The following is a 23714-nucleotide window of genomic DNA, read 5'->3' as shown; positions in this document are numbered from 1 at the left end:
CATGTTCAAAGTAGTGATTCCTGCCCGCTTTGCCAGTAGCCGCCTGCCGGGCAAGCCTTTGCTGGATATTGGCGGCAAACCCATGGTGATACAGGTGGCCAGCCAGGCGGCAAAAAGCCAGGCGGGCGAGGTGGTGATTGCCACCGACCATGAGCCTGTTATGCAGGTGGCCAGCCAATACGGGATCCTGTCTGTCATGACACGGGCCGATCACCCCTCAGGCACGGACCGGATTGCTGAAGTGGTACAGAACATGGGCTGGCCTGACGAAACGATAGTTGTCAATGTGCAAGGTGATGAGCCGCTGATTGACCCTGTGCTGATTAATGAAGTGGCCCAGGCCCTGGCCAAAGACACGCAAGCGGTCATGGCCACTGCCTGTCATCCGTTTCATGATGCGGTTGCGTTTGAAAACCCCAATATTGTCAAAGTGGTACTGAACGCCAAAGGGCAGGCCCTATATTTTAGTCGGGCCCAGATTCCCTATCCGCGGGATGCCGAATATCGTACAGACTTGACGGCTTACCGGCATATCGGCATTTATGCCTACCGGGTAAGTTTCCTCAAGCAATATGCCAGTCTGCCAGCAACGACACTAGAAAAAGTGGAAAGCCTGGAGCAGTTGCGGGTGCTGTATCATGGCTACCAGATTGCCGTCACCATCACCGCGCATGCTCCGGCGAGTGGCGTGGATACCGCTGAAGATTTAGCGGCAGTACGTGAGATATTTACCAGTTCAGTGCATTCACTGTAAATAGCTTGTGATGCCAGAATCCAAAAGCCTCATTTTAGTGAGGCTTTTTTTACTTGGATAGGCAGCTTGAATAGCTGCGCAGGCAACTTAAAGCCGCGTCAGGTCCTGAAAATGAAATAAACCGCGCCCATCATGCATAAGCCGGCCCATAAATAATCCCATTTCAGCGGTTGCTGCATATACATGACGGCAAAAGGAATAAACACAATCAGCGTAATGACTTCCTGCAGGATTTTTAACTGTGCCAGGTTTAACTGGCTAAACCCGATGCGGTTGGCGGGAACCTGCAAGGAGTATTCAATCAGCGCAATGCCCCAGCTGACAATAATGGCCAACCACAGTGGTTTCTGATGCAGGTCTTTCAGATGGCCATACCAGGCGAATAGCATAAACAGATTCGCAGCGGACAGCAGGAGTATGGTTTTAATCAGAACCAGGGACATGATGGCAAAATGGTAACAGAGAGGAAGGAGCTGGCGCTTGTTCCGGACCGGGCAGCTGGATACCTCCCCGGCCATATGCAGTTATTTCAGTGAATGATTAAATGGCCTCTTCACCGGTTTCGCCGGTTCTGATGCGGATCACTTGTTCAATGGGCGTGACAAAAATCTTGCCGTCACCGATTTTGCCAGTGTGGGCCGCTTTGATAATCGCTTCAATGGCGTTATCCAGCATATTTTCGGCCAGTACCACTTCTACCTTGATTTTAGGCAGGAAGTCCACTACATACTCGGCACCGCGGTAGAGCTCAGTGTGGCCTTTCTGGCGGCCGAATCCTTTGACCTCGGTCACGGTGAGCCCGTTGACGCCAATGGCCGACAAGGCCTCACGCACTTCATCCAGCTTGAATGGTTTAATGACGGCTTCAAGTTTTTTCATATCTGCTCCGTGTTTGAGTCGTTTAATAGTTTACGCAACCGCTGCTTTTTATTCAAATTCAACTATCATTCAAAGGCAAGGTTGCAGGTAATGGGGTAGCGACGGTCTTTACCGAATCCGCGTTCCGTAATGCGTACGCCCACCGCGGCCTGCCTGCGTTTATATTCGTTACGGTCAATCAGGCGTGTCACGCGACGGACATCGGTTGAGGTGTAACCCAGGCTGATAATGGCTTCTATGCCCAGGTCTTTTTCCACATAGGCTTCCATAATGGCATCAAGGATGTCATAAGGCGGCAGGCTGTCCTGGTCGGTCTGGTCTGCGCGCAGTTCGGCACTGGGTGCACGCGTGATAATTCGTTCTGGAATGACCGGGCTGAGGCTGTTACGGTAGCGTGCCAGTTTGTAAACCAGTGTTTTCGGTACATCTTTAATCAGGGCGAAGCCACCTGCCATATCACCGTATAAAGTGCTATAACCAACGGCCGTTTCGGACTTGTTGCCGGTGGTAATAACCAGGCTGCCGAACTTGTTACTGATGGCCATCAGCAGCATGCCGCGGATACGTGCTTGCAGGTTTTCTTCCGTGGTATCAAATGCCTTGCCGGCAAACTCTGTTGCCAGCGTATCGCAGAAACCATCAAACAATGGCTTGATAGGCAGTACGCTGTATTCAACCTGCAGCAGCCTGGCCATTTCCGCGGCATCTTCCACGCTGATGCCCGCAGTAAATTCTGACGGCATCATCACAGCCTTGACGCGCTCCTTGCCCAGGGCATCCACAGCAATCGCCAGGGTCAGGGCAGAGTCTATGCCGCCAGAGAGACCCAATACCACAGCGGGGAATCCGTTCTTCCGCACGTAATCTTTCAGCCCCAGTTGCAGCGCCTGGTAAACCGCAGCTTCCAGCGGCAAATGGGTGGCAACATCTGCTTTTACAGGCTGATGTTGCGCCAGGGGCAGGTAACCCAGGCAATCCTCGAACATGGGCAGTTCCAGCATCAGTTCACCACGGTGGTTCATGCAGAACGAGGCGCCATCAAACACCAGCTCATCCTGCCCGCCGACCATGTTTGCATAAACCATGGGCAGGCCGGTTTCCTGGATGCGGTCGTGCAGTACCTGGTAGCGTGTCTGCTGCTTGTGCATGTGGTAGGGCGAGGCATTCAGGATCAGCAGGAATTGCGCGTCTGCCTGCAATGCCTGCAGTGCCGGGCCAGCTTCCCAGATATCGGCGCAAATGAGGATGCCGTAGCGTGTCCCATGCCATTCGAATACCACAGGCAGGTCGCCTGCTTCAAAATAACGTTCTTCATCAAACACGTTGTAATTTGGCAGGTGGTGTTTGTGGTAGGTGGCTTGTATGCGGTTTGAGTGAATGACGGAAGCGGCATTATAGCGCTTGCCGCCTACTTCATGCGGATGGCCGATAATCACCGCCATCTCGCCAGGTAGTTGTTGTGCCAGCCATTGCAATGCCCGCTGGTTGGCGGCATAGAAATCCTGCCTGAACAGCAGGTCTTCAGGCGGGTAGCCGCACAAAGACAGTTCCGGTGTCAGTAACAGGTGCGCGCCTTCAGCGTATGCCTCGTTGGCAAGCGCCAGAATGCGCTCTGCATTTTTCTGCATGGCACCCACCATGCTGTTCATCTGGGCAATTGCAAGTTTCATGCGTGTGACCGTGGCCAGTTAATATTTGCCGCCAGCCGCCTTGATTAATTCCACCATGGCAGGATTCTGGCCTTTGAGCGCGTAGACGTAGGCGGTTAAGCCATATTGGTCGCGTGTTTTGACGTTGGCGCCATGGCTGAGCAGCAAGCTGGCCATGTCAGGAGAGTTTGTACTGACTGCCAGATGCAACAGCGGCGTGCCTTCACTGTCTTGGTGGCTGACATCGGCTTTGCGCTCAAGCAATGCCTTGGCAACCTCTTTCTGGTCTTTTTTGACTGCCCAGGTGAGCGCGGTCCACTCCTGCTCGTCTTCTTCCTCTATGTCGGCACCATGCTCGAGTAAATAAATCACTGCCGGGGTATGGCCTTCGCGGGCGGCAATCATTAGCGCAGTCGTACCCAGCTTGTCTTTCAGGTTGGGAGCTGCGCCTTGCGTCAGAATGGCAGTGATGGTGGGGACGTCGCCACTTTGGGCAGCGTACATCAGTACGGTTTTACCGTCACTGGCGCGCACATTGGCGTCGAATCCTTTCGCGATGATCATACCCACGATTTCACTATAACCGGAGGTGGCCGCCAGGCCGAGCGCACTCCAGCCATCAGGATCGCGGACTTTGACATCTGCGCCTTTTTCCAGCAGCACCTTGACGGCATCTAGGTTGTTTTTCTTGGCCGCAAACATGAGGGCGGTCCAGCCGCCCCGGTCTTTGGCGTTCAAGCTGGCGCCATGGTCTAACAGGGTGAGGATGACCTCGGCCTGGTTTTTGCGGGCAGCGTACATCAGCGGCGAGATCTGGTCTGCATCTGTCACATTCGGGTTGGCACCGCTTTTAAGCAGCGCCTTGACGGTCATCAAATCGCCTTTGGAGGCGGCGACCAGCAGGTAGGGAATATCTGCACTGCTATCCGCCGGGGATTCATTCAGTGCCGACTTGTCTATGATGGTTGTTTCGTCAGGGCTGCCCTTGTTTTTGTGCTTGCTGGCAGCCTGGGCTGTCAGCGACAATCCCAGCAACAGCACTGCGCTGCACTGCAACAGGCGGAACCAGGTCATTGTCCGGGAAGAAGGCTTCATGCTGTCTCCTGAGAGGTTACTTACCCGCACGTTGAATGGCCGCCAGTACCGCTTCGCCCAAACCTGCAGGAGAGTCGGCGACTACGCAGCCAGCCGCTTCCAGCGCGGCAATCTTGTCTTCGGCACGGCCTGAGCCGCCCGAGATAATCGCGCCGGCATGGCCCATGCGCTTGCCTTTGGGAGCGGTCAGGCCGGCAATGTAGGCTGCGACTGGTTTGGTCACGTGATGCTTGATAAAGTCCGCGGCAGCTTCTTCATCGCTGCCACCAATTTCACCCACCATGATGATCGCTTCCGTTTCGGGGTCTTTCTGAAAGAGTTCCAGGCACTCAATAAAGTTCAAGCCTTTGATCGGGTCGCCACCAATGCCGACACAGGTCGTTTGACCTAAGCCGAGCGCAGTGGTTTGGTGCACCGCCTCATACGTCAGCGTGCCGGAGCGGGAAACCACGCCGACTTTACCGCGTTGATGGATACTGCCAGGCATGATGCCGATTTTGCATTCGTCCGGCGTAATCACGCCCGGGCAGTTTGGCCCGATCAGCTTGGTGCCATTGGCACGCAGGGCGGCTTTTACATTCAGCATATCCAGCGCCGGGATGCCTTCGGTGATACAGACAACCAGTTCAATGCCGGCATCTGCGGCTTCCAGGATGGAATCTGCTGCAAATGGTGGCGGTACGTAAATCACGCTGGCATTGGCCTGGGTTTCTTTTACGGCTTCGCGCATGGTGTTAAACACGGGCAGGTTCAAGTGTTGTTGCCCGCCTTTGCCTGGCGTGACCCCACCTACCATTTGCGTACCATAAGCCAGCGCCTGTTCTGAATGGAATGTGCCCTGTTTCCCGGTGAAGCCCTGGCACAATACTTTGGTATTTTTATTGACTAGAATCGCCATGACTACACACCTTCACTGACTATTGCTGTATCGGCTATTGCCTTGACTGCTTTCACGGCTTGCTGGGCAGCATCGGTCAGTCCTTCTGCCGAGATGATATTGAGCCCGCTGTCGCGCAGCATTTGTTTGCCGAGCTCGACATTGGTGCCTTCCAGGCGCACCACCACGGGAATGGTCATACCGACCTCTTTCACGGCCGTGATAATGCCGGTGGCAATAATGTCGCAACGCATGATACCGCCGAAAATATTGACCAGGATGGCTTTGACATTCTGGTCCGCCAGGATGATTTTGAAGGCTTTGGTGACGGTTTCCGCCGTTGCGCCACCACCAACATCCAGGAAGTTGGCAGGCATGCCGCCATGCAGTTTGATCAGGTCCATGGTCGCCATGGCCAGGCCAGCACCGTTGACCATGCAGCCGATATTGCCATTCAGGGCAATATAGTTCAGGCCACTGTGATGCGCTTCGGCTTCCTTGGCGTCATCCTGTGACCAGTCGCGGATCTCGGCAAACGGTTTCTGGCGGTAGAGCGCGTTATCGTCAACGATCATTTTGCAATCCAGCGCGACCAGTTTGCCATCGGTGGTGACAATTAGCGGATTGATTTCCAGCAGGGATAAATCGTTATCCTTGAACAGTTTGTACAAGCCTTTGGCCAGTTTGGTGAATGCGGCAATCTGGTCACCACTCAAGCCCAGGCCAAAGGCCAGGTTACGTGCCTGGTAATCCACCAGTCCGTTGAGCGGGTCGCAGACTTCCTGCAGGATCTTTTCCGGTTGGGTTGCCGCAATTTCTTCAATATCCATGCCGCCGGCACTGGAGGCAACCATCACTACGCGCTCAAGGCTGCGGTCTACCAGCATGGACAAATACAGTTCACGTGCAATCGGCAGCGTTTGTTCCACCAGCACCTGGTGTACGGGTTGGCCGTCAGGCGCATTCTGGTAAGTCACCAGGTGTTTGCCCAGCAGGCTGCCAGCCACCGTCTGGGCTTCCAGCGCTGACTTTACCACTTTGACGCCGCCTGCTTTGCCACGGCCACCTGCGTGTACCTGCGCTTTCACCACCCAGGCATCACCGCCCAGCTCTTTGGTGGCGGCTGCAGCGGCTTCTTCGGATTGAACGACCAGGCCGGTCGGGGTCGCCAAACCGTACTTTTGCAGTAAGTGTTTGGCCTGATATTCGTGCAGATTCATGAAGATAAACTGTTTTTGTGATTAAGCTGCTATTTTCGCGCAAATACCCCGGCAACGCCAGACTGCAAATAAAAAAACCGCATGTTCCCATGCGGTTTTTTGCCGTGCCTGTCGTGTACTACAGATCTTGTGCCCAGGCATTGCCATAGATTTTGCCATTGCGTGGCAGGATCAGCATCTGGTACATGCTGACGACCCACATATAGGTGGAGGCCAGACTATAACCGATGCCGCCGATAATGGTCAGCCAGGCAAAGTGCGGTGACCATTTGGTCAGCCACCAAGACATCACGTCCACAATCAGGAAAGCGAACGGGAAAGCAATGGCAATGATTTTGGCCATTTTGGGGACATGCACGGCAAAGCTGAAGATCAGGCCGATAAAAAAGAAGATAAAACTGATGCCAAACAAATGGATATGGGATACACGGGTCAGGCCGCTGATGGTCGCCCCTTCATTCACTTCGGCACGGGCTTTCACTTCTTCATACTTGGTAAAGTCCGGAATACCAGGAATATTGCTGTGGCACATGACACAGTGCTGGGCAAAAATCTGTTTGTAGTGTGATTCCCACTGGTCTTGCGGCGCCCCCAGTTGCGCCCATTTGATAATGTCTTCGCGTACTTCCAGCGGTGCCTTGTCTGACATGGAGCCATTGAGCTTGCTGGCTAGTTTGGTGCCGCTACGGTCACCATAATAGCTATACACAATATCATTGACGGATAAACCGAACTTGCCATCTGCCATCCCGTGCGTCAGCATGATTTGCAGGCCGGCCATGCACAAACCTATGCCTATCACCAGTAAATAACCGACAAACAGGGCTTTCAGCGGCAGTGGCAGGTTGGGAAGGTTTAACCATGGCAAGGGTTGAGTATCTTGTTTCATTACTTTTCCTGATATTCAAAAAGAAATTGCAACGTCGAACGCTTTAAATGCTGGCAAGCATACCATTGCTTGCATTAATTCTGTAATACAAATGCGCCCAAATACTGAACAAGTCGGAAGTGGATAGCTTCCACTGGTATAATCCAGCCTTTCATTTTCCAGATGGTTTCATCATGCGTTTAGTGGTTCAAGGCCCTGCCATCAGCATGGCACATCTCACTCATATTCACGGCCTGATCGGTGGCTATACCCAGTTTGTGCAAATTGCGGAACATGCCTATTACTTGCCCGTGGCCGAAAATGAATATGTAGAGGTGAAAGCCTTTTGTGCTGCACAACAGATAGATTGTGCGCTGGTGGCAGACGCGCACCGCTTGCAGAAAATGGGGCTGTGCGTGATGGATATGGATTCCACGCTGATTTCGATTGAGTGCATTGATGAAATTGCCGACATGATGAACCTCAAGCCGCAGGTGGCCGAAATCACCGAAGCCGCCATGCGCGGCGAACTGGATTTTTCTGCCAGTTTGCGCAAACGGGTCGCCTTGCTCAAAGGGCTGCCAGAAACAGCGCTACAGCGTGTGATAGATGAAAGGTTGAAATTTAATCCTGGCGTCCAGCATTGGATTGAACTCTGTAAACAACAAGGCATTAAAACCATGGTGGTGTCGGGTGGTTTTACCGTGTTTGCCAATTATGTCAAACAAACCCTGGGGCTGGATTATGCCGTTTCCAATACACTGGAAATTATGGATGGCAAGCTCACCGGTCAAATATTGGGCGATATTGTCGATGCACAGCGTAAGGCCGATGAGTTGATCAAGCTGCGTGACCGGCTTGGATTAACTGCCAGGCAGACTATCGCCATTGGTGATGGCGCCAACGATTTGAAGATGATGGCAGCCGCTGAAGTCGGCGTGGCCTACCATGCCAAACCGGTGGTACAACAGCAAGCCAGGTACGCATTGAATATCGTCGGGCTGGATGGTGTGGCAAACTTGTTAATGATATCAGTCTGAGATTTTTTGCCGGATACGGTGCCAATAGTCTGAACGCAGTTTGGCCGCTAACGGGGGTTTTGCTCCGGCATGGCAGGCTCAACAGGCTGTAGAGTGAAGTAAATCATTGATTTATTTTCATTTTTTTATAATTAATGTTTGCTATTGTTGAGTTTAAGGCGCATAGTGTACTCACGCGAAGTTCAAGCATTGTTGTTTTCTCTGGTGTTATCTTTCGGTTCTATCGTTAATCCCGCTACCTTGACCCTCGCCCTAAATAGGGGAAACCCTTTCATTATTTAAGGAAATTCATATGGCAACAGGTATTGTAAAGTGGTTTAACGATGCAAAAGGTTTTGGTTTTATTACCCCGGATCAAGGTGGTGATGATTTGTTTGCGCATTTCTCAGCCATTCAATCTGCCGGTTTCAAAAGCCTTGCAGATAATCAGCGCGTTTCTTATGAAGAAACTACCGGCCCTAAGGGTAAACAAGCGTCGGCAATTCAAATCATTGCCTAAATGCGTGTGTTTGGGTGAGTAACACCCGCTATAAAGCCCGTGTGTACGGGCTTTTTTGTTTTTATTTTAAGGATACCGGATGGCTAAAGAAGAGTTGATTGAAATGCAGGGCGCAGTGACCGAGATATTGCCGGATGCACGTTATCGTGTCACGCTGGACAATGGGCATCGCCTGATTGCTTATACCGGAGGCAAAATGCGCAAACATAAAATACGTATTCTGGCAGGTGATAAAATCACCATTGAAATGTCGCCATACGACATGGAAAAAGGCCGTATCACTTTCCGCCATCTTCCGCCCAAAAGGCCTGTTTAATCTGGCTCAGAATGGCTCTGCGTTTAAATAGGCAAGCTCTGCTTCGGTAAAACCAGCCAGTTTACGTGCTTCCATATTAAAGGGTGGCCGCAGTTTTGGTGCCTGGTATTGCTGGCACAATGCTTCAAACTCGGTGACGATATCCAGGCCACGCTGATCGCATAAATACTGGAACCAGCGGTTACCAATGGCGACATGGCCGATTTCATCACGCAGGATAATATCCAGAATCGCGGCGGCGGCATGGTCACCGGCCTGTGCCAGTTTTTGCTTCAGTGGCGGGCTGGCGTCCAGCCCTCTTGCTTCCATGGTTCTTGGCACCAGTGCCATACGGGCCAATACGTCGGATCGGGTTTTTTCGACCATTTCCCACAAACTGTTATGGCCATCAAAGTCGCCATAACCAAATCCCAGTGTTCGCAGGTGCTCTTGCAGCAATGTGAAGTGATACGCCTCTTCTTTGGCTACCAGCAGCCAGTCACTGTAATAATCCGCCGGCATGCCGGCAAATCGCCAGACAGCATCCAGTGCCAGGTTGATCGCATTGAATTCGATATGGGCGAGCGCATGAATCAGGGCGGCACGGCCTTCGACAGTATTCATGGCCCGGCGCTGGACTTGCCTGGGCGGGACTAATGCCGGACGTAAAGGCCGGCCGGGAATCTGTGTTCCAGCCACTAATTGCAGTGTCGGGTCCAATGGCAAAATACCGGCACGTTGGCTCTCCCACAGGGAATGTACCTGGGTGCATTTCAGTTGCGGGTCACTGAGGGTCAGTGCTTGCAGGGCGAGTGTTCTCAGACAGGGCGTCATAGCACTCGAATTTTACCGTGAACTGGCTGCCCGTGTCGTGTGTTAGCGGATGTTCCAGTCCGGCACTGACGTTGATTGTGGCATTGTGGTGCTCAGCCACTTCGGCAACAATTGCCAATCCCAGGCCGCAACCATTGCCCTGGTTGGGATTCAGCCGGTGAAAACGCTCGAAGATGCGCGCATTCTGTTCCGGAGGAATGCCTATGCCGCTATCCGTGACTTGCAGCAATAAATATTTCCCGGTCTGCCATAACCGGATCTGGATCAGGCCTTGTTTAGGCGTGTACAGAATGGCATTTTCCAGCAGGTTGTTAAGCATTTCGGACAGCATCAATGCATCGCCCAGTACATGATCCTGTTGCGTTTCAATCAGCACCTCGAGCTCGAGCCCTTTGTCGGTGGCGGGTCCGATCCAACGTGCGCATTCTTCAGAAATGATGTCGGTGAGGGAGACTGGCTGCAATTTCAGTTGCGTGGTGGCGGCATCGGTCCTGGCCATACTAAGCAGGCGCTGGATCAAATGCGATAGCCGGGTTGTGCTACGTAACATGAAGTCAAGCGGCTCTTTGATTTCTGCTGGCGGATGGCTGCGTAACGCCAGCTCGGCCTGCGCCTGCAGGCCGGCAATTGGTGTACGTAACTGGTGCGAGGCATCTGCGATAAATTGCTGTTGCTGTTCCTGGCCGGATTTAACCCGTTCGAACAACCCGTTCATGGCTTGCACCACTGGCTGCAACTCCAGCGGGGGCGAGCTGGTGTTCAACGGGCTCAGGTCCCGATAAGACCGCTTGTGCAAGGCATTTTTCAGCCTGTGCATGGGTTTGAGGGAAAAATAAATCCCCAGCTCGATAACGATGGCGGCCAGTATCATCATTAGTACCTGGGGCAGCAGCATCTCTTCCACCATTTCCGTCACCATCATATCCCGCTTGCCCGTAGTTTCTGCCATGCTGATCAGGATATTACGTGCATCGGCTGCCTCGCTGACCGGTAAGGCAAAGGTTACGGCGCGAATAGGCTCGCCTTTGTAGGTACTGTCATAGAACATCTGCTGATTGCCTGCCAGCGATACTGCAGGGAGTGGCAGGTGTGCTTCACCGAATACCAGCCTGCCGTCCGGCCCTGTGACCCGGATGTAAACGCGATCACCTTCGTTGTAGCTGAGCAAGTGGCTGGCGACTTCAGGCAACTCAATGTTGACCTTGTTCTGTTCATCTACCACCACTTCGTCAGCCAGCGCAAAGACGGTGCGCAACAGGGCCTGGTCATAGGCCTGGGTGGCGTAATGCAATGCGCGGGAATAGTAAATGGCTGCTGAAATACCCAGCACGGCCAGCATGGGCAATAACAACCATAAACGCAGCTGGTTTTTAAGCGAGCGTGGTCCCATTACAGATTGGTATGCTCGGCTTCCAGCATATACCCCAGTCCACGTACCGTGCGGATACGGGCGCCACTGGGCTCGATTTTTTTGCGTAGCCGGTGGATATATACCTCAATGGCATTGTCGCCCAGCGATTCATCCCAGTTGCACAGCGATTCCATAATCTGTTCTTTGGCAATGATTTTCCCCATGCGCAGCATCAGGGTTTCCAGCAAATGCAATTCACGTGCAGACAGGGTAATGGCAAGCTCATTAATGCTGGCCAGTTTATTGGGGACATCCAGCCTAAGGTTGCCACATTGCAGGGGGAGGTTATTGCCCAGCTTGCTGCGGCGGATCAGGGCACGTACGCGGGCTTCCAGCTCTTCGAGATGGAACGGTTTGGTCAGGAAGTCATCTGCTCCCAGATCCAGCGCCTGCACTCGGGTTTCCATGTCTTCCCGGGCAGTCAGGATCAGGACGGCGACCGGGTTGGCCTGCTGGCGCAGGTGAGAGAGCACTTGTACGCCATCCATGGCCGGAAGGCCCAGGTCAAGAATCACCAGGTCGTAGACATCATCCTGGATGGCACGTAATGCCTGCTTGCCGTCTGCCACATGATCCACCGCGTATTCTGCCTGTGTGAGTACGCGCACCAGCCCGTTCGCGATGACCAAGTCATCTTCAACAATTAATAATCGCATGGTTTGAACCCATTATGATTGACGCATGCAGTGTACTCCAATTAGCGACCTTTCCTCCTTTGTAAGTTGGCTGTAAGGCGAGCGGCGTATTGTGGCAGCGTGACATGACAGAACGTCATCCGCCGAGCGATAAATAGTTGAAAAACGAGCCAGGAATCAATGAAGGAGCGGTCATGAGAAAAATATGCATTGTATTGCCATGCTTGCTGGTTTCTCTTGCTGCCATGGCAAAACCCGCTGCTTCACCGGAACATGCTGGGATGAAAAAACATCTCAGGACTGCCAGACACGCTGTCGCGCAGCCAGCGGTCAATCCTCCAAAAGAGGTTGACAAAAAAACTGCGCAAACCAAGTAACTGTCATATTGCCGGAGCGTGATGGATTCCCTGCTGTCACGTGCCGGTGATGTGCGGTTTCGTGTGTATCCTCTCACTTAACCACGCGCAAGCGTGGTTTTTTTTATCTGCCGCCAGGCAATATGACCAGATTCTCTCTCACTCAGTGCAACTGGATCACGTCCAGTACACCGGCTTTCATGTCAGGTACCAGCAGGTGATGGCCATCCTGGCTCAAGGCGATATCGGCGGCTGACTGGTAGCCTTCTTTCACCAGTACGGCCTTATGATTATCGACACGATACACTTTGCCGGCTTTCCAGTCGCTGACATAAATCGTGCCATTTGCCTGCCTGACAAGCCCGTCTGCGCCCCCAAATCCGCTGGCGATTTCCTGCAGGCGGTGACTAGCCACGTCATAGTCGTACAAGATACCTGAAGTGAAATCAACAATCAGCAGGTGTTCGCCTTTGGCATCTGCCAGCAGTCCGTTGGGTGCCAGAATACGGGCATCTGCCTGGCCATCAATCAGCAGGGCGGGTTTGCCTTGAGGAGGGATTTTGTACACGGCACCGCCTTTGCCGGTGCCCATGATATCGCCACTGTCACTGACGTAGAGATTGCCATTGGCATCTGCGGCCAGGTCATTCAGGAACTGCGGTATTTGCGGAAATGCGCTGGCCGGGATATACACTTCTGCTTTGGCGGGGGATTGATCCAGTGTGACGCGCCAGATTCTGTTCTTGTCGGCAACGAACAGATCATTGCCAATGATGGTGAGCCCTTTGGGATCGTCCAGGCCTTGCACCAGTACGGCTGACTTGCCGTGGTCAATCACGCGAATCTGGCCGTCGCCATCCTTGCCAAATTCATTGATTTCGGACACATAGATTTTGCCATCAGCCGCCTGCACCACCGATTCCGGGGTCAGCAAACCATTGACCGGGTCCAGACCATGTGCCTGGCTATGACTGCTTACGGATAGCAGCAGGGCGGTTAACAGGCTGGGGATAAAACGTCTACGATTACCTGACAACATAAGGGCTCCTAAAAGAATGCTTTGGGTTGAGATAAAGTATTAATGCTGTTGCACAAGGCCTGGTACGTTTGTACCGGAGCCTGTTCTACCGATTGCTGAAAGGTTGGGCTTTGCTGCAACTGCTGAATCACCTTGTTGAACGCCTGCTGGTATGACTGATGGGTAGAGTATTCAACGTTGTAAGTTAGCCAGCCGCGTGACTGGCCTTCACCTTTCACTGTCATCAGCGGCTTGCCAAGAGCGCTTTCGGCTGCGGGCTGGTTATACACTTTGGCGGTGATTTCACTATAGAAAATGCCGGTTTGCGGGTTATAAAACATATTCGGCTCAATCACGACCAGTGCCTGGCCCTTGGCTTCTGCCTCGCAACTGGATGTTGTGAAGTTCTGTGACTGGAAACTGGATAGCCCGACAGCTTCAGCGGCTTCAGCACGGTTGTGCCAATAGTTCAAATAAGGATGTAAAAGATGTACCGGGTGCTGATAGAACGACTCCGGCACCTGAATCACCAGGGCCGGCTGGCTGACAGCATTAGCGCTTCCCATCCAGCCAAGGCATAAGATGGACAATAATATTCTTTTCATAACTTGCTCCTGTAAATCCCGTCTTGATGACTGAAATGTAAAACGGGTGATGTATTGTGTTCGCCTACGGATAGTCCGCCCAGCCTGGTCATCGCTGGCAATTGCCGCCGGCCCGCAAGTAAGATATGCATGACAGGCGGATGGTTCATGCTGCCTGAATTGTACACGCAGACAGGGTTCTCTGTGGTGGTATGGATGCGATAGGCCTCATGTCAATGTATCCGCCCAGATGTTCTGGGCCCACGCCTGGGCATAATCCCCTTCCTGGGAAGAGGCATGGGTAGAAACACCACCGCCTTCAGCAGATACCATGGACTTTTTCGCCGGGTCGTAGCGGTACACATTGGCGACATGCATGGCTTGCTTGTCATCGACAAAGCTGTAACAGGTGTTGGCAAACACCGGCAGCGGATTGGGCGGCATGCCTGCCTGGATATCGATAATCGCCGCTGCGCAGATTTTGGCCTGGGAAGTCGCCATGTGCGCTGATTTTGGCAAGCCTGCCGAAATGCTGTCGCCTATGATATGCACCTCACTATGCGCACTGGAGGCATAGGTGACAAAATCCACTTCACACCAGCGCTGGTCGACATTGGCCAGGCCGGCATTCTGTGCCACTTTGCCAGCCAGTTGCGGCGGAATGACATTCAATACATCCGCCTGCACGGTTTCGAAATCTGTCCTGACGGTTTTGCTGCCGGTTTCCAGCTGGATAATCTCACTGTTGTTGTGATATTCAATGATGTCTTTGTATGCGCCCTGGAAACTCTGCAGGAACAAGCCTTTTTTGGAGGTGATGTCGGCATTGGCATCCAGGATAATGACTTTACTGCGCGGCTTGTGCTGCTGGAAATAATGTGCGACCTGGCAGGCACGTTCATAAGGGCCGGGCGGGCAGCGGTAGGCCCCTTGCGGAATGGTCATGGCGAATACGCCTCCATCCGGCATGCTCTCCAGCTGCTGCCGCAGCAGCAACGTTTGTTTGCCGGCTTTCCAGGCATGTGGAATCTCTGTGACCGGGGATGTCATGCCCGGAATCCGGCTGTAGTCAAAATCCACGCCGGGCGCCAGGATCAAACGGTCGTAATGCAGGCTGCCGCGTGCAAGTGTGACCTGTTTGTTCACCGGGTCAATGGTGGTTACCGTATCCTGTATCCACTGCAAATCATGTTGTTTGCGCGAGAGTGCATAAGAAAAGCTTAACTCATCCATTGTCCGGCTGCCACCCAGCACCAGGTTGCTTTGCGGGCATGAAATAAACTGCGGGTTCGGCTCGACAATGGTGACCCGGAGATTGCCCAGGCTCCATTCACGCAGGTATTTGGCTGCGGTCAGCCCGGCAAAGCCGGCACCTATCACGACCACATGGCCCAGTGGCGGGCGGCTGGCGCGGGCGAAAGCCGGCATCCCGTAAAAGGCCAGGCCGCCATACATGACCGAGCGCACAAATTGCCGGCGAGAAAATGTCTCGGCTGCTGATGCAGATGTGTTGTTTGTCATTATTGCGCTCCCTGAAAGGCCTGGTGAGGGGCTGTTAAGGGTGTTTGTCGCGGTTGGGCGGCAAAATAAGCGGCGAGTGCAATGATTTCGTCATCTGTCAGGCCCCTGGCGTGCTGATGCATGACTGTCGCAGGAATCGAGCCGTTTTTGAACCCCTGCATACGCTGGATAAAATAGTCTTTATTGAGCGCTGCCAGTGTCGGTGTACCGCCCAGGCTGTTCCCTTGTGGTCCATGGCAGGCAGCGCAGGAGGCGGCCAGCGTGGTGGTGACTTGGGCGGTGCTGTCTTGTGCATGCAATGAAGCTGCCCATGAGAGGCCGCAAACCAGTGCCATGCCGATATGCAATCGATTCATCATTCCCCCGGTATTGTTGATTTAGTCCATTATTCTGGAAACAAGGCCATGGTGCACGTGACCGCAGTTACATTATGCCCAATGTGCATGGCTATAGGGCCCTGGCAACTTTTCCTCCAATAAAAAACGGCCATGCGCTTACATGACCGTTTTTATTCACTTGGTTGCCAGCCTTAATGCCTTAATCCTCGTAGGTGAAGCACTTCTCTTCCTGGCAGCCATCGTCTTTGGTCCCCAGTTTGGTCAGCAATTCAACCATTTTGGGGTCGTTTTCTTCCCGGAAGTAGCGAATCAGTGAGACATTGTCTTTCAGTTTTTTGTTTACATCTACCCCTACCGAAGCCAGGTATTTCAGCAATTCGACGTCACCGATAAACGCGGCCAGGTGAAATGCGGTATTGTGGCTGGTCGGATGCATGTAGTCTTTATCTGCACCTTTGGCAATCAGGTATTTCACGACCTCCAGCTGGCCTTTGGATGCCGCCATTTGCAGGGGCTCCCAGGCAAAGAACTTCTGGTTAACCAGTGCAGGATCTGCTTCAATATACTTCTTGACCACTTTCATATTGCCGTCAGTGATAGCGCTGCTAAACTCCATGTATTCATCATCTGACAGCGCAAATGCGTTCAGCGCAAATGACAATGACAGCAAGGCCAGTAAACATTTAAATAATTTCATAATTTCTCCAAACACCTGATTTCATTTTTTAATTAACGTTGATTGCTAACCCACAAACTTGCGCGCATTACGGAACATACGCATCCATGGAGCCTCTTCCTGCCAGTCGTCCGGATGCCATGAATGCTGCACTGTCCTGAATACACGCTCAGGATGCGGCATCATAATGCTGAATCGACCGTCGGTTGTGGTAAATCCGGTCAGCCCTTGTGGCGAACCATTCGGGTTAAACGGATAAACCTCTGTTGGCGTTGACGCATGATCTACAAAACGTACGGTTGCCAGTTGCTGTTTTAACACATTTGTGACTGCGTTGGCATCAGTAAATTCCGTAAATCCTTCACCATGTGCCACAGCGATCGGCATCCGGCTACCTGCCATGCCATGGAAGAAAATAGAGGGTGAAGCCAGAATTTCCACCAGCGAGAAACGTGCTTCGAACTGTTCCGACTTGTTACGCACAAAATGTGGCCAGTGTTCGGCGCCCGGGATAATGCTGTGCAGGTTGCTCATCATCTGGCAACCGTTACAGACGCCCAGCGCAAATGTATCAGCACGGTTAAAGAAGGCACTGAACTCGTCGCGGGCACGGCTGTTGAACAGGATGGACTTGGCCCAGCCTTCGCCAGCGCCCAGCACGTCACCATAAGAGAAGCCACCACAAGCCACCAGGCCGGCAAAATCCTTGAGGGATACGCGGCCACTGATCACATCACTCATATGCACGTCTACGCTGTTGAAGCCAGCGCGGTCAAACGCCGCTGCCATTTCGGTCTGGCCGTTGACACCTTGCTCACGCAAAATCGCCATATTCGGGCGTTTGCCGCTGTTGATATACGGCGCAGCGATATTATCGTTGAGGTCAAATGTCAGTTGGGCATGCAAACCGGCATCATCGGCGTTGAGGAGGCGGTCATATTCCTGTTGCGCACAGATCGGATTGTCGCGCAGGCTTTGCATACGGTAAGTGGTTTCAGACCACAGTCGGTGCAAATCAATGCGGGAGGCGTTGTATTGCGTGCTGCCTTGTTTGATGGCAATGCTGTGGCCTGCATTGACCTGGCCGATACGATGTACACAGGCGCCCAGCGCTTGTTGCAGTTGTGCGGCAATCGCGGCGGCATCTGCGGCACGCACTTGTACCACGGCCCCCAGCTCTTCATTGAACAAGGTGCTGATTGCGTCACTACCCAGGCTGGATAAATCGACATTAAGGCCACAATGGCCCGCGAAGGCCATTTCCGCCAGGGTGGTAAACAGGCCGCCGTCAGAACGGTCATGGTAAGCCAGTAGTTTGCCATCACTGTTGAGCTGCTGGATAGCAGTAAAAAATGCTTTTAATTGCGCAGGCTGATCAACGTCAGGGGCGGCATTGCCCAGTTGTTTATACACTTGCGCCAGCGCCGAGCCGCCCATGCGGTTACGGCCATTGCCAAGGTCGATCAGGATCAGCTCGCTGTTGCCTGAATCAGTACGCAGTTGTGGTGTGAGTGTCTTGCGTACATCTGGCGTATTGGCAAAGGCAGAAATCACCAGCGAGATAGGTGCCGTGACGGCTTTGTTTTCACCGTTGTCTTGCCACACGGTCTTCATACTCATGGAGTCTTTGCCGACGGGGATGCTGATGCCCAATGCCGGGCACAAGTCCATACCGACGGCTTTTACTGTTTCATACAGCGCGGCATCTTCACCGGGGTGGCCGGCTGGCGCCATCCAGTTGGCAGACAGCTTCAGGTTGCCGATGGTACTGATGGAAGCCGCCGCGATGTTGGTGATGGCTTCACCAATCGCCATACGACCGGAAGCAGGCGCATCAATCAGCGCCAGCGGTGCTTTTTCACCGATGGCAAAGGCTTCGCCGGTATTGGTTTCATAACCGGCACAGGTGACAGCCACATTGCTGACAGGCACCTGCCATGGGCCGACCATCTGGTCGCGCGCAATCAGGCCGGTAACGGTACGGTCGCCGATGGTGATCAGGAAGGTTTTGTCAGCCACACCCGGCAGGCGCAATACGCGTGCTACGGCATCGTGCAAATCGATCTTGCTGGTATCAAATGCCTGCAGATTTTTCTGCGCCGACTTCACATCGCGCAGCATTTTCGGCGGTTTACCCAGCAATACGGAGAGTTCCATATCGACTGGTTTGTTGGCAAAGTGCCTGTCTTCTACGGTTAAATGACGCTCTTCCGTAGTCACACCCACTACCGCAAATGGGCAGCGTTCACGTTCACAGATGGCTTCAAACAGGGGCAACTGGTCCTGTGTCACTGCAAGTACGTAACGCTCTTGTGCTTCATTGCTCCACAGTTCGCGCGGACTCATGCCAGGTTCTTCGTTATGCACATCACGCAACTGGAATACGGCACCGACTTTGGCGTCGTTAACCAGCTCCGGGAATGCGTTGGAGATACCGCCTGCGCCGACGTCATGGATGCTCAGGATAGGGTTCCTGTCGCCCATCTGCCAGCAACGGTCAATGACCTCCTGTGCCCGGCGTTGCAATTCCGGGTTGCCACGCTGTACGGAGTCAAAATCCAGGTTTTCGGTGTTGGCCCCGGTGTCCATGCTCGACGCTGCACCGCCACCCAGGCCAATCAGCATGGCAGGGCCACCCAACTGGATTAGTGCGGCGCCAGCCGGAATGCTGTTTTTATGGCTATGGCTGTCAGAAATGTTGCCCACACCACCCGCCAGCATGATGGGCTTGTGGTAGCCGCGTACTTCGGCCTTGCCATCAGTGCCAGTCGTTTCCAGCTCAAAGGTACGGAAATAACCGGCAATGTTGGGGCGGCCGAATTCGTTGTTATAAGCCGCGCCACCGAGTGGGCCCTCTATCATGATCTGTAACGGGCTGGCGATACGGCCTGGTTTGCCATAATTTGCTTCCCAGGGCTGTTCGAAGTCTGGCAGGTTCAGGTTAGAGACGGAAAAACCGGTCAGGCCTGCTTTGGGTTTGGAACCAATGCCGGTCGCGCCTTCATCGCGGATCTCGCCGCCCGCCCCGGTAGCAGCGCCAGCGAACGGTGAAATCGCCGTCGGGTGGTTATGCGTTTCCACCTTCATCAGGTAGTGCATATTGTCTTCGACAAACTGGTAGCTCTGGTCGGCAGAGGGGTAAAAACGCCTGGTTCTCTGGCCCTGTACGATGGAGCTGTTGTCAGAGTAGGCGACCACAGTGCTGCCGGGGTTCAGCTTGTGCGTATTGCGGATCATATTGAACAGCGACAATTCCTGCTGTACACCGTCGATCACCCAGTCCGCATTGAAAATCTTGTGGCGGCAATGTTCGGAGTTGGCCTGGGCGAACATCATCAGTTCGACGTCGGTCGGGTTGCGGCCCATTTTGCTGTAGTTTTCCAGCAGGTAATCGACTTCGTCCGGCGACAAGGCCAGGCCCATGTCGCTGTTGGCGGCTTCCAGTGCGGCTTTGCCACCAGTCAGGATATCCACGCTGGACAACGGTTTCGGATCCGCGTGGTGATACAGTTTTTCGGCATCCGCCAGGCTGTAGGCCACGGTTTCCGTCATGCGGTCCTGGATGGCTGTGCGCAAGGCCTGCTTTTCACTATCTGTGAGGGGCTGGCCGTTTTTGGTTGTCACGTAGTAGGCAATGCCACGTTCCAGTCGCAACAGGCTGCTTAGGCCGCAGTTGTGGGCAATGTCAGTGGCACGTGAAGCCCATGGTGAAATGGTGCCTAGGCGGGGCGTCACCAGCAGCAGCTCACCACTCGGTGATTCAATCTCGGTGTTGGGGCCATAAGTCAGGATCTGGCGCAGGGTATCTTGCTCAGTGGCACCCAGCGCCGTTTCGCTAAAGGCAAAATGCACGAATTCGGTATAGATGTGACCGATATTTGGCGCGCTGACCTTGAGGGCACTATACAGTTTATCGAGACGGAATTGCGAGAGGGCGGCGCTGCCGCGCAGGCTAAAGAAATGCGCTTGACTGGACATGTGACGGCTGGATTTTTCAATGAAAATTCAAACCGCTATTTTAACAGAAAGCGCGTGGTCACGCAGGGCTAATCACTCGCCTAATAAAAACGGCCACACGCAGGTGGCCGTTTAAAGAAGGAGCGATGAAACTAGTACCCCAGTGCGCGGGCACCCTGGTAAAACAGGAAGCTGATGACCCAGGCCAATGCCAGCGACCAGGCCAGTGACAGCCACATAAAGCCGCTGCTCTTACTCTCGGACTTGAGTGTGGCAATGGTGGACAGGCAAGGCGTGTAAATCAGCGTGAACAGCATAAAGCTCATGCCTTGAACCCAGTCGATATTGGCTGCAATCTGGTGGCTGAGTGCGTCGCCTTGCAGGCCATAGATCACGGCCAGGGAACCGACCACAATTTCCTTGGCGACAAAGCCGAAAATCAGGGCAATCGCCAGTTCGGTATCGATGCCTATCGGGTCCAGTACCGGCGCAAAGAAACGCCCTATGCTACCGGCCCAGGTCTCAGGGCTGGCTGGCACTGCAGTGGTCGGCAGGTGTGTAAGCAGCCAGACCATGACCACACCAATGACAATAAACTTGGTGGCGCGTGACAGGAAATGCTTAACCTCCTGCCAGCCGCGCATCCAGATTTGTTGCGGGGTGGGGAAGCGGTAAGGCGGCAGTTCCAGCACAAATGGCTCGCGGCTGGCAAACTTGTCTTTGAACAGCATGGCTGTGATAAAAATGGTGGCAAAGCTCACCATGTAGAGCGAAAACAGCACCAGTGCAGCTTGCGAAGGCGGGAACAGGATTGCAATGATAAACAGGAACACCTGCAACCTGGCCGAACATAGCGAGAGCGGGATGGTGAGCATGGTCAGCAAGCGCATGGGACGACTGCGCATCACGCGTGTTCCCATCAGGGCAGGCACATTGCAGCCAAAGCCCATCAGCATCATGACAAAGCCACGGCCATCCAGGCCCATTTTGGCCATCAGTGTATCCATGAGGAAGGCGGCGCGTGACAAATAGCCGCTATCTTCCACCATGCTCATGACCAGGAAGAACAGTACGATAATCGGCACAAACGCCGCCACGGTGCTAAAGCCGGTATACAGGCCATCCAGTAACAGGCCATTTAACCAGGCGGGCAGGCTGGCCAGCGCTGGCTCCAGGGCCGCACTGCGCAGATTGTCAAACAGCCAGGCCATGCCATCCTGTAGCGGTGTCCCCGCGGTAAAAATAAACTGGAACAACAAGAATACCGAAAGCAGGAAGAGGGGCAGGCCCAGCCACGGATGCAGCAATACCTTATCCAGCCGGTCGGTCAGGCTGTGGTTCAGTTGCAATGGAAAATGCACGGTACGGTCAATAATCTGGTGCATTTCCTGCTCAATCACATTATCCATTTCCAGCTTGCCGGCGATTGTTTCCGGAGTGACCTGGTTAGGATGTTGCAAGATGGTCTGGGCAGCCAGCTGCAAGGCTTCTGGGCAGCCCTGCCCATATTTGGCGCTAATGGTACGCACCGGAATGCCCAGTTGTTTGCTCATGGCCTGCGCATCTATGGTAATACCGGCACGCTTGGCTTCGTCTTCCATATTGAGCAGCAGGACAGCAGGCACCCCCAGTGCACGAATTTGCAGGGCCAGCGATAACTGGCGGTCAATCTGGGCGCTGTTGAGGATAATCAGCACCAGGTCTATGGCATGGTGGCCGAGGAAATGCCTGACCACTTGCTCATCGTCAGAAAAGCCGTGCAGGTCATACAGACCAGGCAAATCTACCAGTTCTGCAATATGGCCACCCAGCAGTATTTTGGCACTCATCAGATCCACCGTGATGCCTGGCCAGTTGCCGACACGGGCGGAGGCGCCGCTTAAACGATTGAATAAGGTGGATTTGCCCGTATTGGGCATACCGAGCAGGGCAACACGTTTCATGCAGGGATAGATTCTGTCTGGTTGGGGAGGGGATGCAAATGAATGGCTTTGGCGTCTTGCAGGCGGATGATGACATCCGTTGAGCCTATGCGTACATGCAGCGGGCCATTAAACGCAGCCTGGCGGATCACTTCCAGCTGCTTGCCAGTGCGGAAACCCAGTGCATGCAGGCGCTGCGTCAATGCTTGTTCGGCATGGATGCGATCGATAATGGCGGCCTGGCCAGGCTTGAGTGCGTCAAGATGCATGCGGATGTTATAAATGAGAATAATTCTTGATTTTATCTCAGATTGCCTGGCAAAGAAATGCTTCTGTACAGGCAGGCTGCGTGAATCATTGCACGCGGGAGGATAATGATGGATGCCCGGCAAATAAAAAAGCCAGTCGAAACTGGCTTTTTTATGATTCAGTAGAAGCTGGCTGAGGTTATTTCTTCTCGATTCCTGTCACTTCAATTTTTGCCTTGTCTTTCAGGCCCAACATGTATTTTTCCAGCTTGCGTTGCTGAATGGTACGTTCAATGCCATCCTGCACTTTTTCGTAAGGCGGCGCTTGCAGCGCGCGGGTATCCACCAGCTTGATCACATGCCAGCCGAACTGGGATTGCACGGGTTCAGGCGTTGTTTCGCCTTTTTTCAGTGCGACCAGCGCATCGGCAAATGGTTTGACCATGCCGGCCGGGGAGAACCAGCCCAGATCGCCACCTTTGTCCTTGGAGCCTGGATCCTGGGATTTTTCTTTGGCCACTTTGGCAAAGTCTGTGCCTTTTTTCAGGTCGGCAATGATGGCTTTGGCTTCCGCTTCGGTTTTGACCAGGATGTGGCGGGCATTGTATTCCTTGTCACCCAGTTCTTTTTTGTACTGTTCGTAGCCTTCTTTTTTCTCGGCGTCTGTCACCGGGTTTTTCCTGATGAAGTCGGCCAGGAAAGCGTTGACTAACAGTTTACGGCGCGCCAGTTCTTCGCTGGCAATAAAGTCAGGCTGTTTATCAATGCCTGCTTTTTGCGCTTCCTGGTATGCCAGCTCAGAGCCTACCAGCTCGTTGATGACGGCGGCTTTCATGTTGTCGTTGGCTTTCTGGCCGGTACGGGCTTCTGCATCCCGCAGAATAAAATCGACCCAGCTTTTTTTGATGGGCTTGCCATTGACGGTCGCCATTGCGTCAGCATCAGCGGCATATACATGTGGCAGGGCACTGAAGCATGCAATCGCCAACATTATCTTCAAAAATTTCATGCAATATCCTTATTAAACGATATGAATTG

At 53.4% G+C, this 23714-nt stretch carries 24 protein-coding genes; 5 read left to right on the top strand and 19 right to left on the bottom strand.

Features of this window, described 5'->3' with window-relative positions; all coding sequences use genetic code 11:
* Position 1 precedes the first annotated feature (1 nt).
* A complete protein-coding gene (gene kdsB, locus BLP53_RS02995) occupies positions 2-754 on the top strand; it encodes a 3-deoxy-manno-octulosonate cytidylyltransferase (RefSeq protein ID WP_091469658.1) in 753 nt (250 codons plus the stop codon).
* Between the two features lie 98 nt (positions 755-852).
* Here kdsB and BLP53_RS02990 read toward each other — a convergent pair whose 3' ends face one another.
* From BLP53_RS02990 to BLP53_RS02960, 7 genes are all read right to left on the bottom strand, one after another.
* Positions 853-1197, bottom strand: a complete 345-nt coding sequence (locus BLP53_RS02990; RefSeq protein WP_091469653.1) for a DMT family protein — start codon at positions 1195-1197, stop codon at positions 853-855.
* 97 nt (positions 1198-1294) lie between these two features.
* Positions 1295-1633: a P-II family nitrogen regulator gene (locus tag BLP53_RS02985; protein ID WP_091469649.1), complete on the bottom strand. Its 339-nt coding sequence runs from the start codon at positions 1631-1633 to the stop codon at positions 1295-1297.
* A gap of 65 nt (positions 1634-1698) precedes the next feature.
* Positions 1699-3303: an NAD+ synthase gene (locus BLP53_RS02980; protein WP_091469646.1), complete on the bottom strand. Its 1605-nt coding sequence runs from the start codon at positions 3301-3303 to the stop codon at positions 1699-1701.
* Between the two features lie 18 nt (positions 3304-3321).
* Positions 3322-4377: an ankyrin repeat domain-containing protein gene (locus BLP53_RS02975; protein WP_176755191.1), complete on the bottom strand. Its 1056-nt coding sequence runs from the start codon at positions 4375-4377 to the stop codon at positions 3322-3324.
* 16 nt (positions 4378-4393) lie between these two features.
* Complete coding sequence (gene sucD / locus BLP53_RS02970) at positions 4394-5275, bottom strand: succinate--CoA ligase subunit alpha (protein ID WP_091469637.1); 882 nt, start codon at positions 5273-5275, stop codon at positions 4394-4396.
* Between the two features lie 2 nt (positions 5276-5277).
* Positions 5278-6474: an ADP-forming succinate--CoA ligase subunit beta gene (gene sucC, locus BLP53_RS02965; protein WP_091469635.1), complete on the bottom strand. Its 1197-nt coding sequence runs from the start codon at positions 6472-6474 to the stop codon at positions 5278-5280.
* 118 nt (positions 6475-6592) lie between these two features.
* The gene (locus tag BLP53_RS02960) at positions 6593-7363 is read right to left on the bottom strand and encodes an elongation factor-1 alpha (protein WP_091469632.1); all 771 of its coding nucleotides are present in this window, start codon (positions 7361-7363) and stop codon (positions 6593-6595) included.
* 173 nt (positions 7364-7536) lie between these two features.
* Here BLP53_RS02960 and serB point away from each other — a divergent pair, with 173 nt between their 5' ends.
* From serB to infA, 3 genes are all read left to right on the top strand, one after another.
* On the top strand, positions 7537-8382 hold the full coding sequence (gene serB, locus BLP53_RS02955; RefSeq protein WP_091470441.1) for a phosphoserine phosphatase SerB: 846 nt from the start codon (positions 7537-7539) through the stop codon (positions 8380-8382).
* Between the two features lie 292 nt (positions 8383-8674).
* A complete protein-coding gene (locus BLP53_RS02950; RefSeq protein WP_091469629.1) occupies positions 8675-8881 on the top strand; it encodes a cold-shock protein in 207 nt (68 codons plus the stop codon).
* Positions 8882-8960: 79 nt separating this feature from the next.
* The gene (infA, locus tag BLP53_RS02945) at positions 8961-9197 is read left to right on the top strand and encodes a translation initiation factor IF-1 (protein WP_091469625.1); all 237 of its coding nucleotides are present in this window, start codon (positions 8961-8963) and stop codon (positions 9195-9197) included.
* 6 nt (positions 9198-9203) lie between these two features.
* On the opposite strand, the gene BLP53_RS02940 is transcribed toward infA, so the two are convergent.
* The 3 genes from BLP53_RS02940 to BLP53_RS02930 are packed head-to-tail and all read right to left on the bottom strand — an operon-like array spanning position 9204 to position 12077.
* Positions 9204-10010: a ferritin-like domain-containing protein gene (locus BLP53_RS02940; RefSeq protein ID WP_091469621.1), complete on the bottom strand. Its 807-nt coding sequence runs from the start codon at positions 10008-10010 to the stop codon at positions 9204-9206.
* On the bottom strand, positions 9961-11400 hold the full coding sequence (locus BLP53_RS02935; RefSeq protein ID WP_091469617.1) for a sensor histidine kinase: 1440 nt from the start codon (positions 11398-11400) through the stop codon (positions 9961-9963). Before BLP53_RS02935 ends, BLP53_RS02940 begins: the two co-directional genes overlap by 50 nt.
* Positions 11400-12077, bottom strand: a complete 678-nt coding sequence (locus BLP53_RS02930) for a response regulator (RefSeq protein ID WP_091469613.1) — start codon at positions 12075-12077, stop codon at positions 11400-11402. Before BLP53_RS02930 ends, BLP53_RS02935 begins: the two co-directional genes overlap by 1 nt.
* A 173-nt stretch (positions 12078-12250) precedes the next feature.
* Between BLP53_RS02930 and BLP53_RS02925 the strand changes: the two genes are divergently transcribed.
* A complete protein-coding gene (locus BLP53_RS02925) occupies positions 12251-12433 on the top strand; it encodes a hypothetical protein (RefSeq protein WP_091469610.1) in 183 nt (60 codons plus the stop codon).
* Positions 12434-12575: 142 nt separating this feature from the next.
* On the opposite strand, the gene BLP53_RS02920 is transcribed toward BLP53_RS02925, so the two are convergent.
* The 9 genes from BLP53_RS02920 to BLP53_RS02880 all read right to left on the bottom strand — a co-directional run bounded on the left by BLP53_RS02920 (position 12576) and on the right by BLP53_RS02880 (position 23685).
* Positions 12576-13451, bottom strand: a complete 876-nt coding sequence (locus tag BLP53_RS02920) for an SMP-30/gluconolactonase/LRE family protein (protein ID WP_091469607.1) — start codon at positions 13449-13451, stop codon at positions 12576-12578.
* Between the two features lie 8 nt (positions 13452-13459).
* Positions 13460-14035: a hypothetical protein gene (locus tag BLP53_RS02915; RefSeq protein ID WP_091469603.1), complete on the bottom strand. Its 576-nt coding sequence runs from the start codon at positions 14033-14035 to the stop codon at positions 13460-13462.
* 207 nt (positions 14036-14242) lie between these two features.
* Positions 14243-15535: an NAD(P)/FAD-dependent oxidoreductase gene (locus tag BLP53_RS02910; RefSeq protein ID WP_091469600.1), complete on the bottom strand. Its 1293-nt coding sequence runs from the start codon at positions 15533-15535 to the stop codon at positions 14243-14245.
* Positions 15535-15894 carry a c-type cytochrome gene (locus BLP53_RS02905; protein ID WP_245652597.1) on the bottom strand — a complete coding sequence of 120 codons (360 nt, stop codon included), beginning with the start codon at positions 15892-15894 and terminating at the stop codon, positions 15535-15537. Before BLP53_RS02905 ends, BLP53_RS02910 begins: the two co-directional genes overlap by 1 nt.
* 178 nt (positions 15895-16072) lie before the next feature.
* Complete coding sequence (locus BLP53_RS02900) at positions 16073-16570, bottom strand: ankyrin repeat domain-containing protein (RefSeq protein WP_091469597.1); 498 nt, start codon at positions 16568-16570, stop codon at positions 16073-16075.
* A 45-nt stretch (positions 16571-16615) separates the two neighbouring features.
* Positions 16616-20527: a phosphoribosylformylglycinamidine synthase gene (gene purL / locus BLP53_RS02895; RefSeq protein WP_091469593.1), complete on the bottom strand. Its 3912-nt coding sequence runs from the start codon at positions 20525-20527 to the stop codon at positions 16616-16618.
* Positions 20528-20658: 131 nt separating this feature from the next.
* The gene (gene feoB / locus BLP53_RS02890) at positions 20659-22449 is read right to left on the bottom strand and encodes a ferrous iron transport protein B (RefSeq protein WP_091469588.1); all 1791 of its coding nucleotides are present in this window, start codon (positions 22447-22449) and stop codon (positions 20659-20661) included.
* On the bottom strand, positions 22446-22697 hold the full coding sequence (locus tag BLP53_RS02885; RefSeq protein WP_176755190.1) for a FeoA family protein: 252 nt from the start codon (positions 22695-22697) through the stop codon (positions 22446-22448). Before BLP53_RS02885 ends, feoB begins: the two co-directional genes overlap by 4 nt.
* 178 nt (positions 22698-22875) lie before the next feature.
* Complete coding sequence (locus tag BLP53_RS02880; RefSeq protein ID WP_091469583.1) at positions 22876-23685, bottom strand: peptidylprolyl isomerase; 810 nt, start codon at positions 23683-23685, stop codon at positions 22876-22878.
* Positions 23686-23714 lie beyond the last annotated feature (29 nt).

This window comes from Methylophilus rhizosphaerae, from assembly GCF_900100975.1.
Lineage (GTDB): Bacteria > Pseudomonadota > Gammaproteobacteria > Burkholderiales > Methylophilaceae > Methylophilus > Methylophilus rhizosphaerae.
The sequence above is the reverse complement of the archived record's forward strand: the minus strand, read 5'-3'. Positions and strand labels throughout refer to the sequence as shown.

Bases quoted from the DNA above. Each gene is read 5' to 3' on its own strand.
- BLP53_RS02925 (WP_091469610.1), top strand. From the start codon at position 12,251: ATGAGAAAAATATGCATTGTATTGCCATGCTTGCTGGTTTCTCTTGCT.
- BLP53_RS02985 (WP_091469649.1), bottom strand. From the start codon at position 1,633: ATGAAAAAACTTGAAGCCGTCATTAAACCATTCAAGCTGGATGAAGTG.
- kdsB (WP_091469658.1), top strand. From the start codon at position 2: ATGTTCAAAGTAGTGATTCCTGCCCGCTTTGCCAGTAGCCGCCTGCCG.
- BLP53_RS02950 (WP_091469629.1), top strand. From the start codon at position 8,675: ATGGCAACAGGTATTGTAAAGTGGTTTAACGATGCAAAAGGTTTTGGT.
- purL (WP_091469593.1), bottom strand. From the start codon at position 20,527: ATGTCCAGTCAAGCGCATTTCTTTAGCCTGCGCGGCAGCGCCGCCCTC.
- BLP53_RS02915 (WP_091469603.1), bottom strand. From the start codon at position 14,035: ATGAAAAGAATATTATTGTCCATCTTATGCCTTGGCTGGATGGGAAGC.
- sucD (WP_091469637.1), bottom strand. From the start codon at position 5,275: ATGGCGATTCTAGTCAATAAAAATACCAAAGTATTGTGCCAGGGCTTC.
- BLP53_RS02940 (WP_091469621.1), bottom strand. From the start codon at position 10,010: ATGACGCCCTGTCTGAGAACACTCGCCCTGCAAGCACTGACCCTCAGT.
- BLP53_RS02930 (WP_091469613.1), bottom strand. From the start codon at position 12,077: ATGCGATTATTAATTGTTGAAGATGACTTGGTCATCGCGAACGGGCTG.
- sucC (WP_091469635.1), bottom strand. From the start codon at position 6,474: ATGAATCTGCACGAATATCAGGCCAAACACTTACTGCAAAAGTACGGT.
- BLP53_RS02920 (WP_091469607.1), bottom strand. From the start codon at position 13,451: ATGTTGTCAGGTAATCGTAGACGTTTTATCCCCAGCCTGTTAACCGCC.
- BLP53_RS02880 (WP_091469583.1), bottom strand. From the start codon at position 23,685: ATGAAATTTTTGAAGATAATGTTGGCGATTGCATGCTTCAGTGCCCTG.
- BLP53_RS02980 (WP_091469646.1), bottom strand. From the start codon at position 3,303: ATGAAACTTGCAATTGCCCAGATGAACAGCATGGTGGGTGCCATGCAG.
- BLP53_RS02905 (WP_245652597.1), bottom strand. From the start codon at position 15,894: ATGATGAATCGATTGCATATCGGCATGGCACTGGTTTGCGGCCTCTCA.
- serB (WP_091470441.1), top strand. From the start codon at position 7,537: ATGCGTTTAGTGGTTCAAGGCCCTGCCATCAGCATGGCACATCTCACT.
- infA (WP_091469625.1), top strand. From the start codon at position 8,961: ATGGCTAAAGAAGAGTTGATTGAAATGCAGGGCGCAGTGACCGAGATA.
- BLP53_RS02935 (WP_091469617.1), bottom strand. From the start codon at position 11,400: ATGGGACCACGCTCGCTTAAAAACCAGCTGCGTTTATGGTTGTTATTG.
- BLP53_RS02910 (WP_091469600.1), bottom strand. From the start codon at position 15,535: ATGACAAACAACACATCTGCATCAGCAGCCGAGACATTTTCTCGCCGG.
- feoB (WP_091469588.1), bottom strand. From the start codon at position 22,449: ATGAAACGTGTTGCCCTGCTCGGTATGCCCAATACGGGCAAATCCACC.
- BLP53_RS02900 (WP_091469597.1), bottom strand. From the start codon at position 16,570: ATGAAATTATTTAAATGTTTACTGGCCTTGCTGTCATTGTCATTTGCG.
- BLP53_RS02975 (WP_176755191.1), bottom strand. From the start codon at position 4,377: ATGAAGCCTTCTTCCCGGACAATGACCTGGTTCCGCCTGTTGCAGTGC.
- BLP53_RS02990 (WP_091469653.1), bottom strand. From the start codon at position 1,197: ATGTCCCTGGTTCTGATTAAAACCATACTCCTGCTGTCCGCTGCGAAT.
- BLP53_RS02960 (WP_091469632.1), bottom strand. From the start codon at position 7,363: ATGAAACAAGATACTCAACCCTTGCCATGGTTAAACCTTCCCAACCTG.
- BLP53_RS02885 (WP_176755190.1), bottom strand. From the start codon at position 22,697: ATGCATCTTGACGCACTCAAGCCTGGCCAGGCCGCCATTATCGATCGC.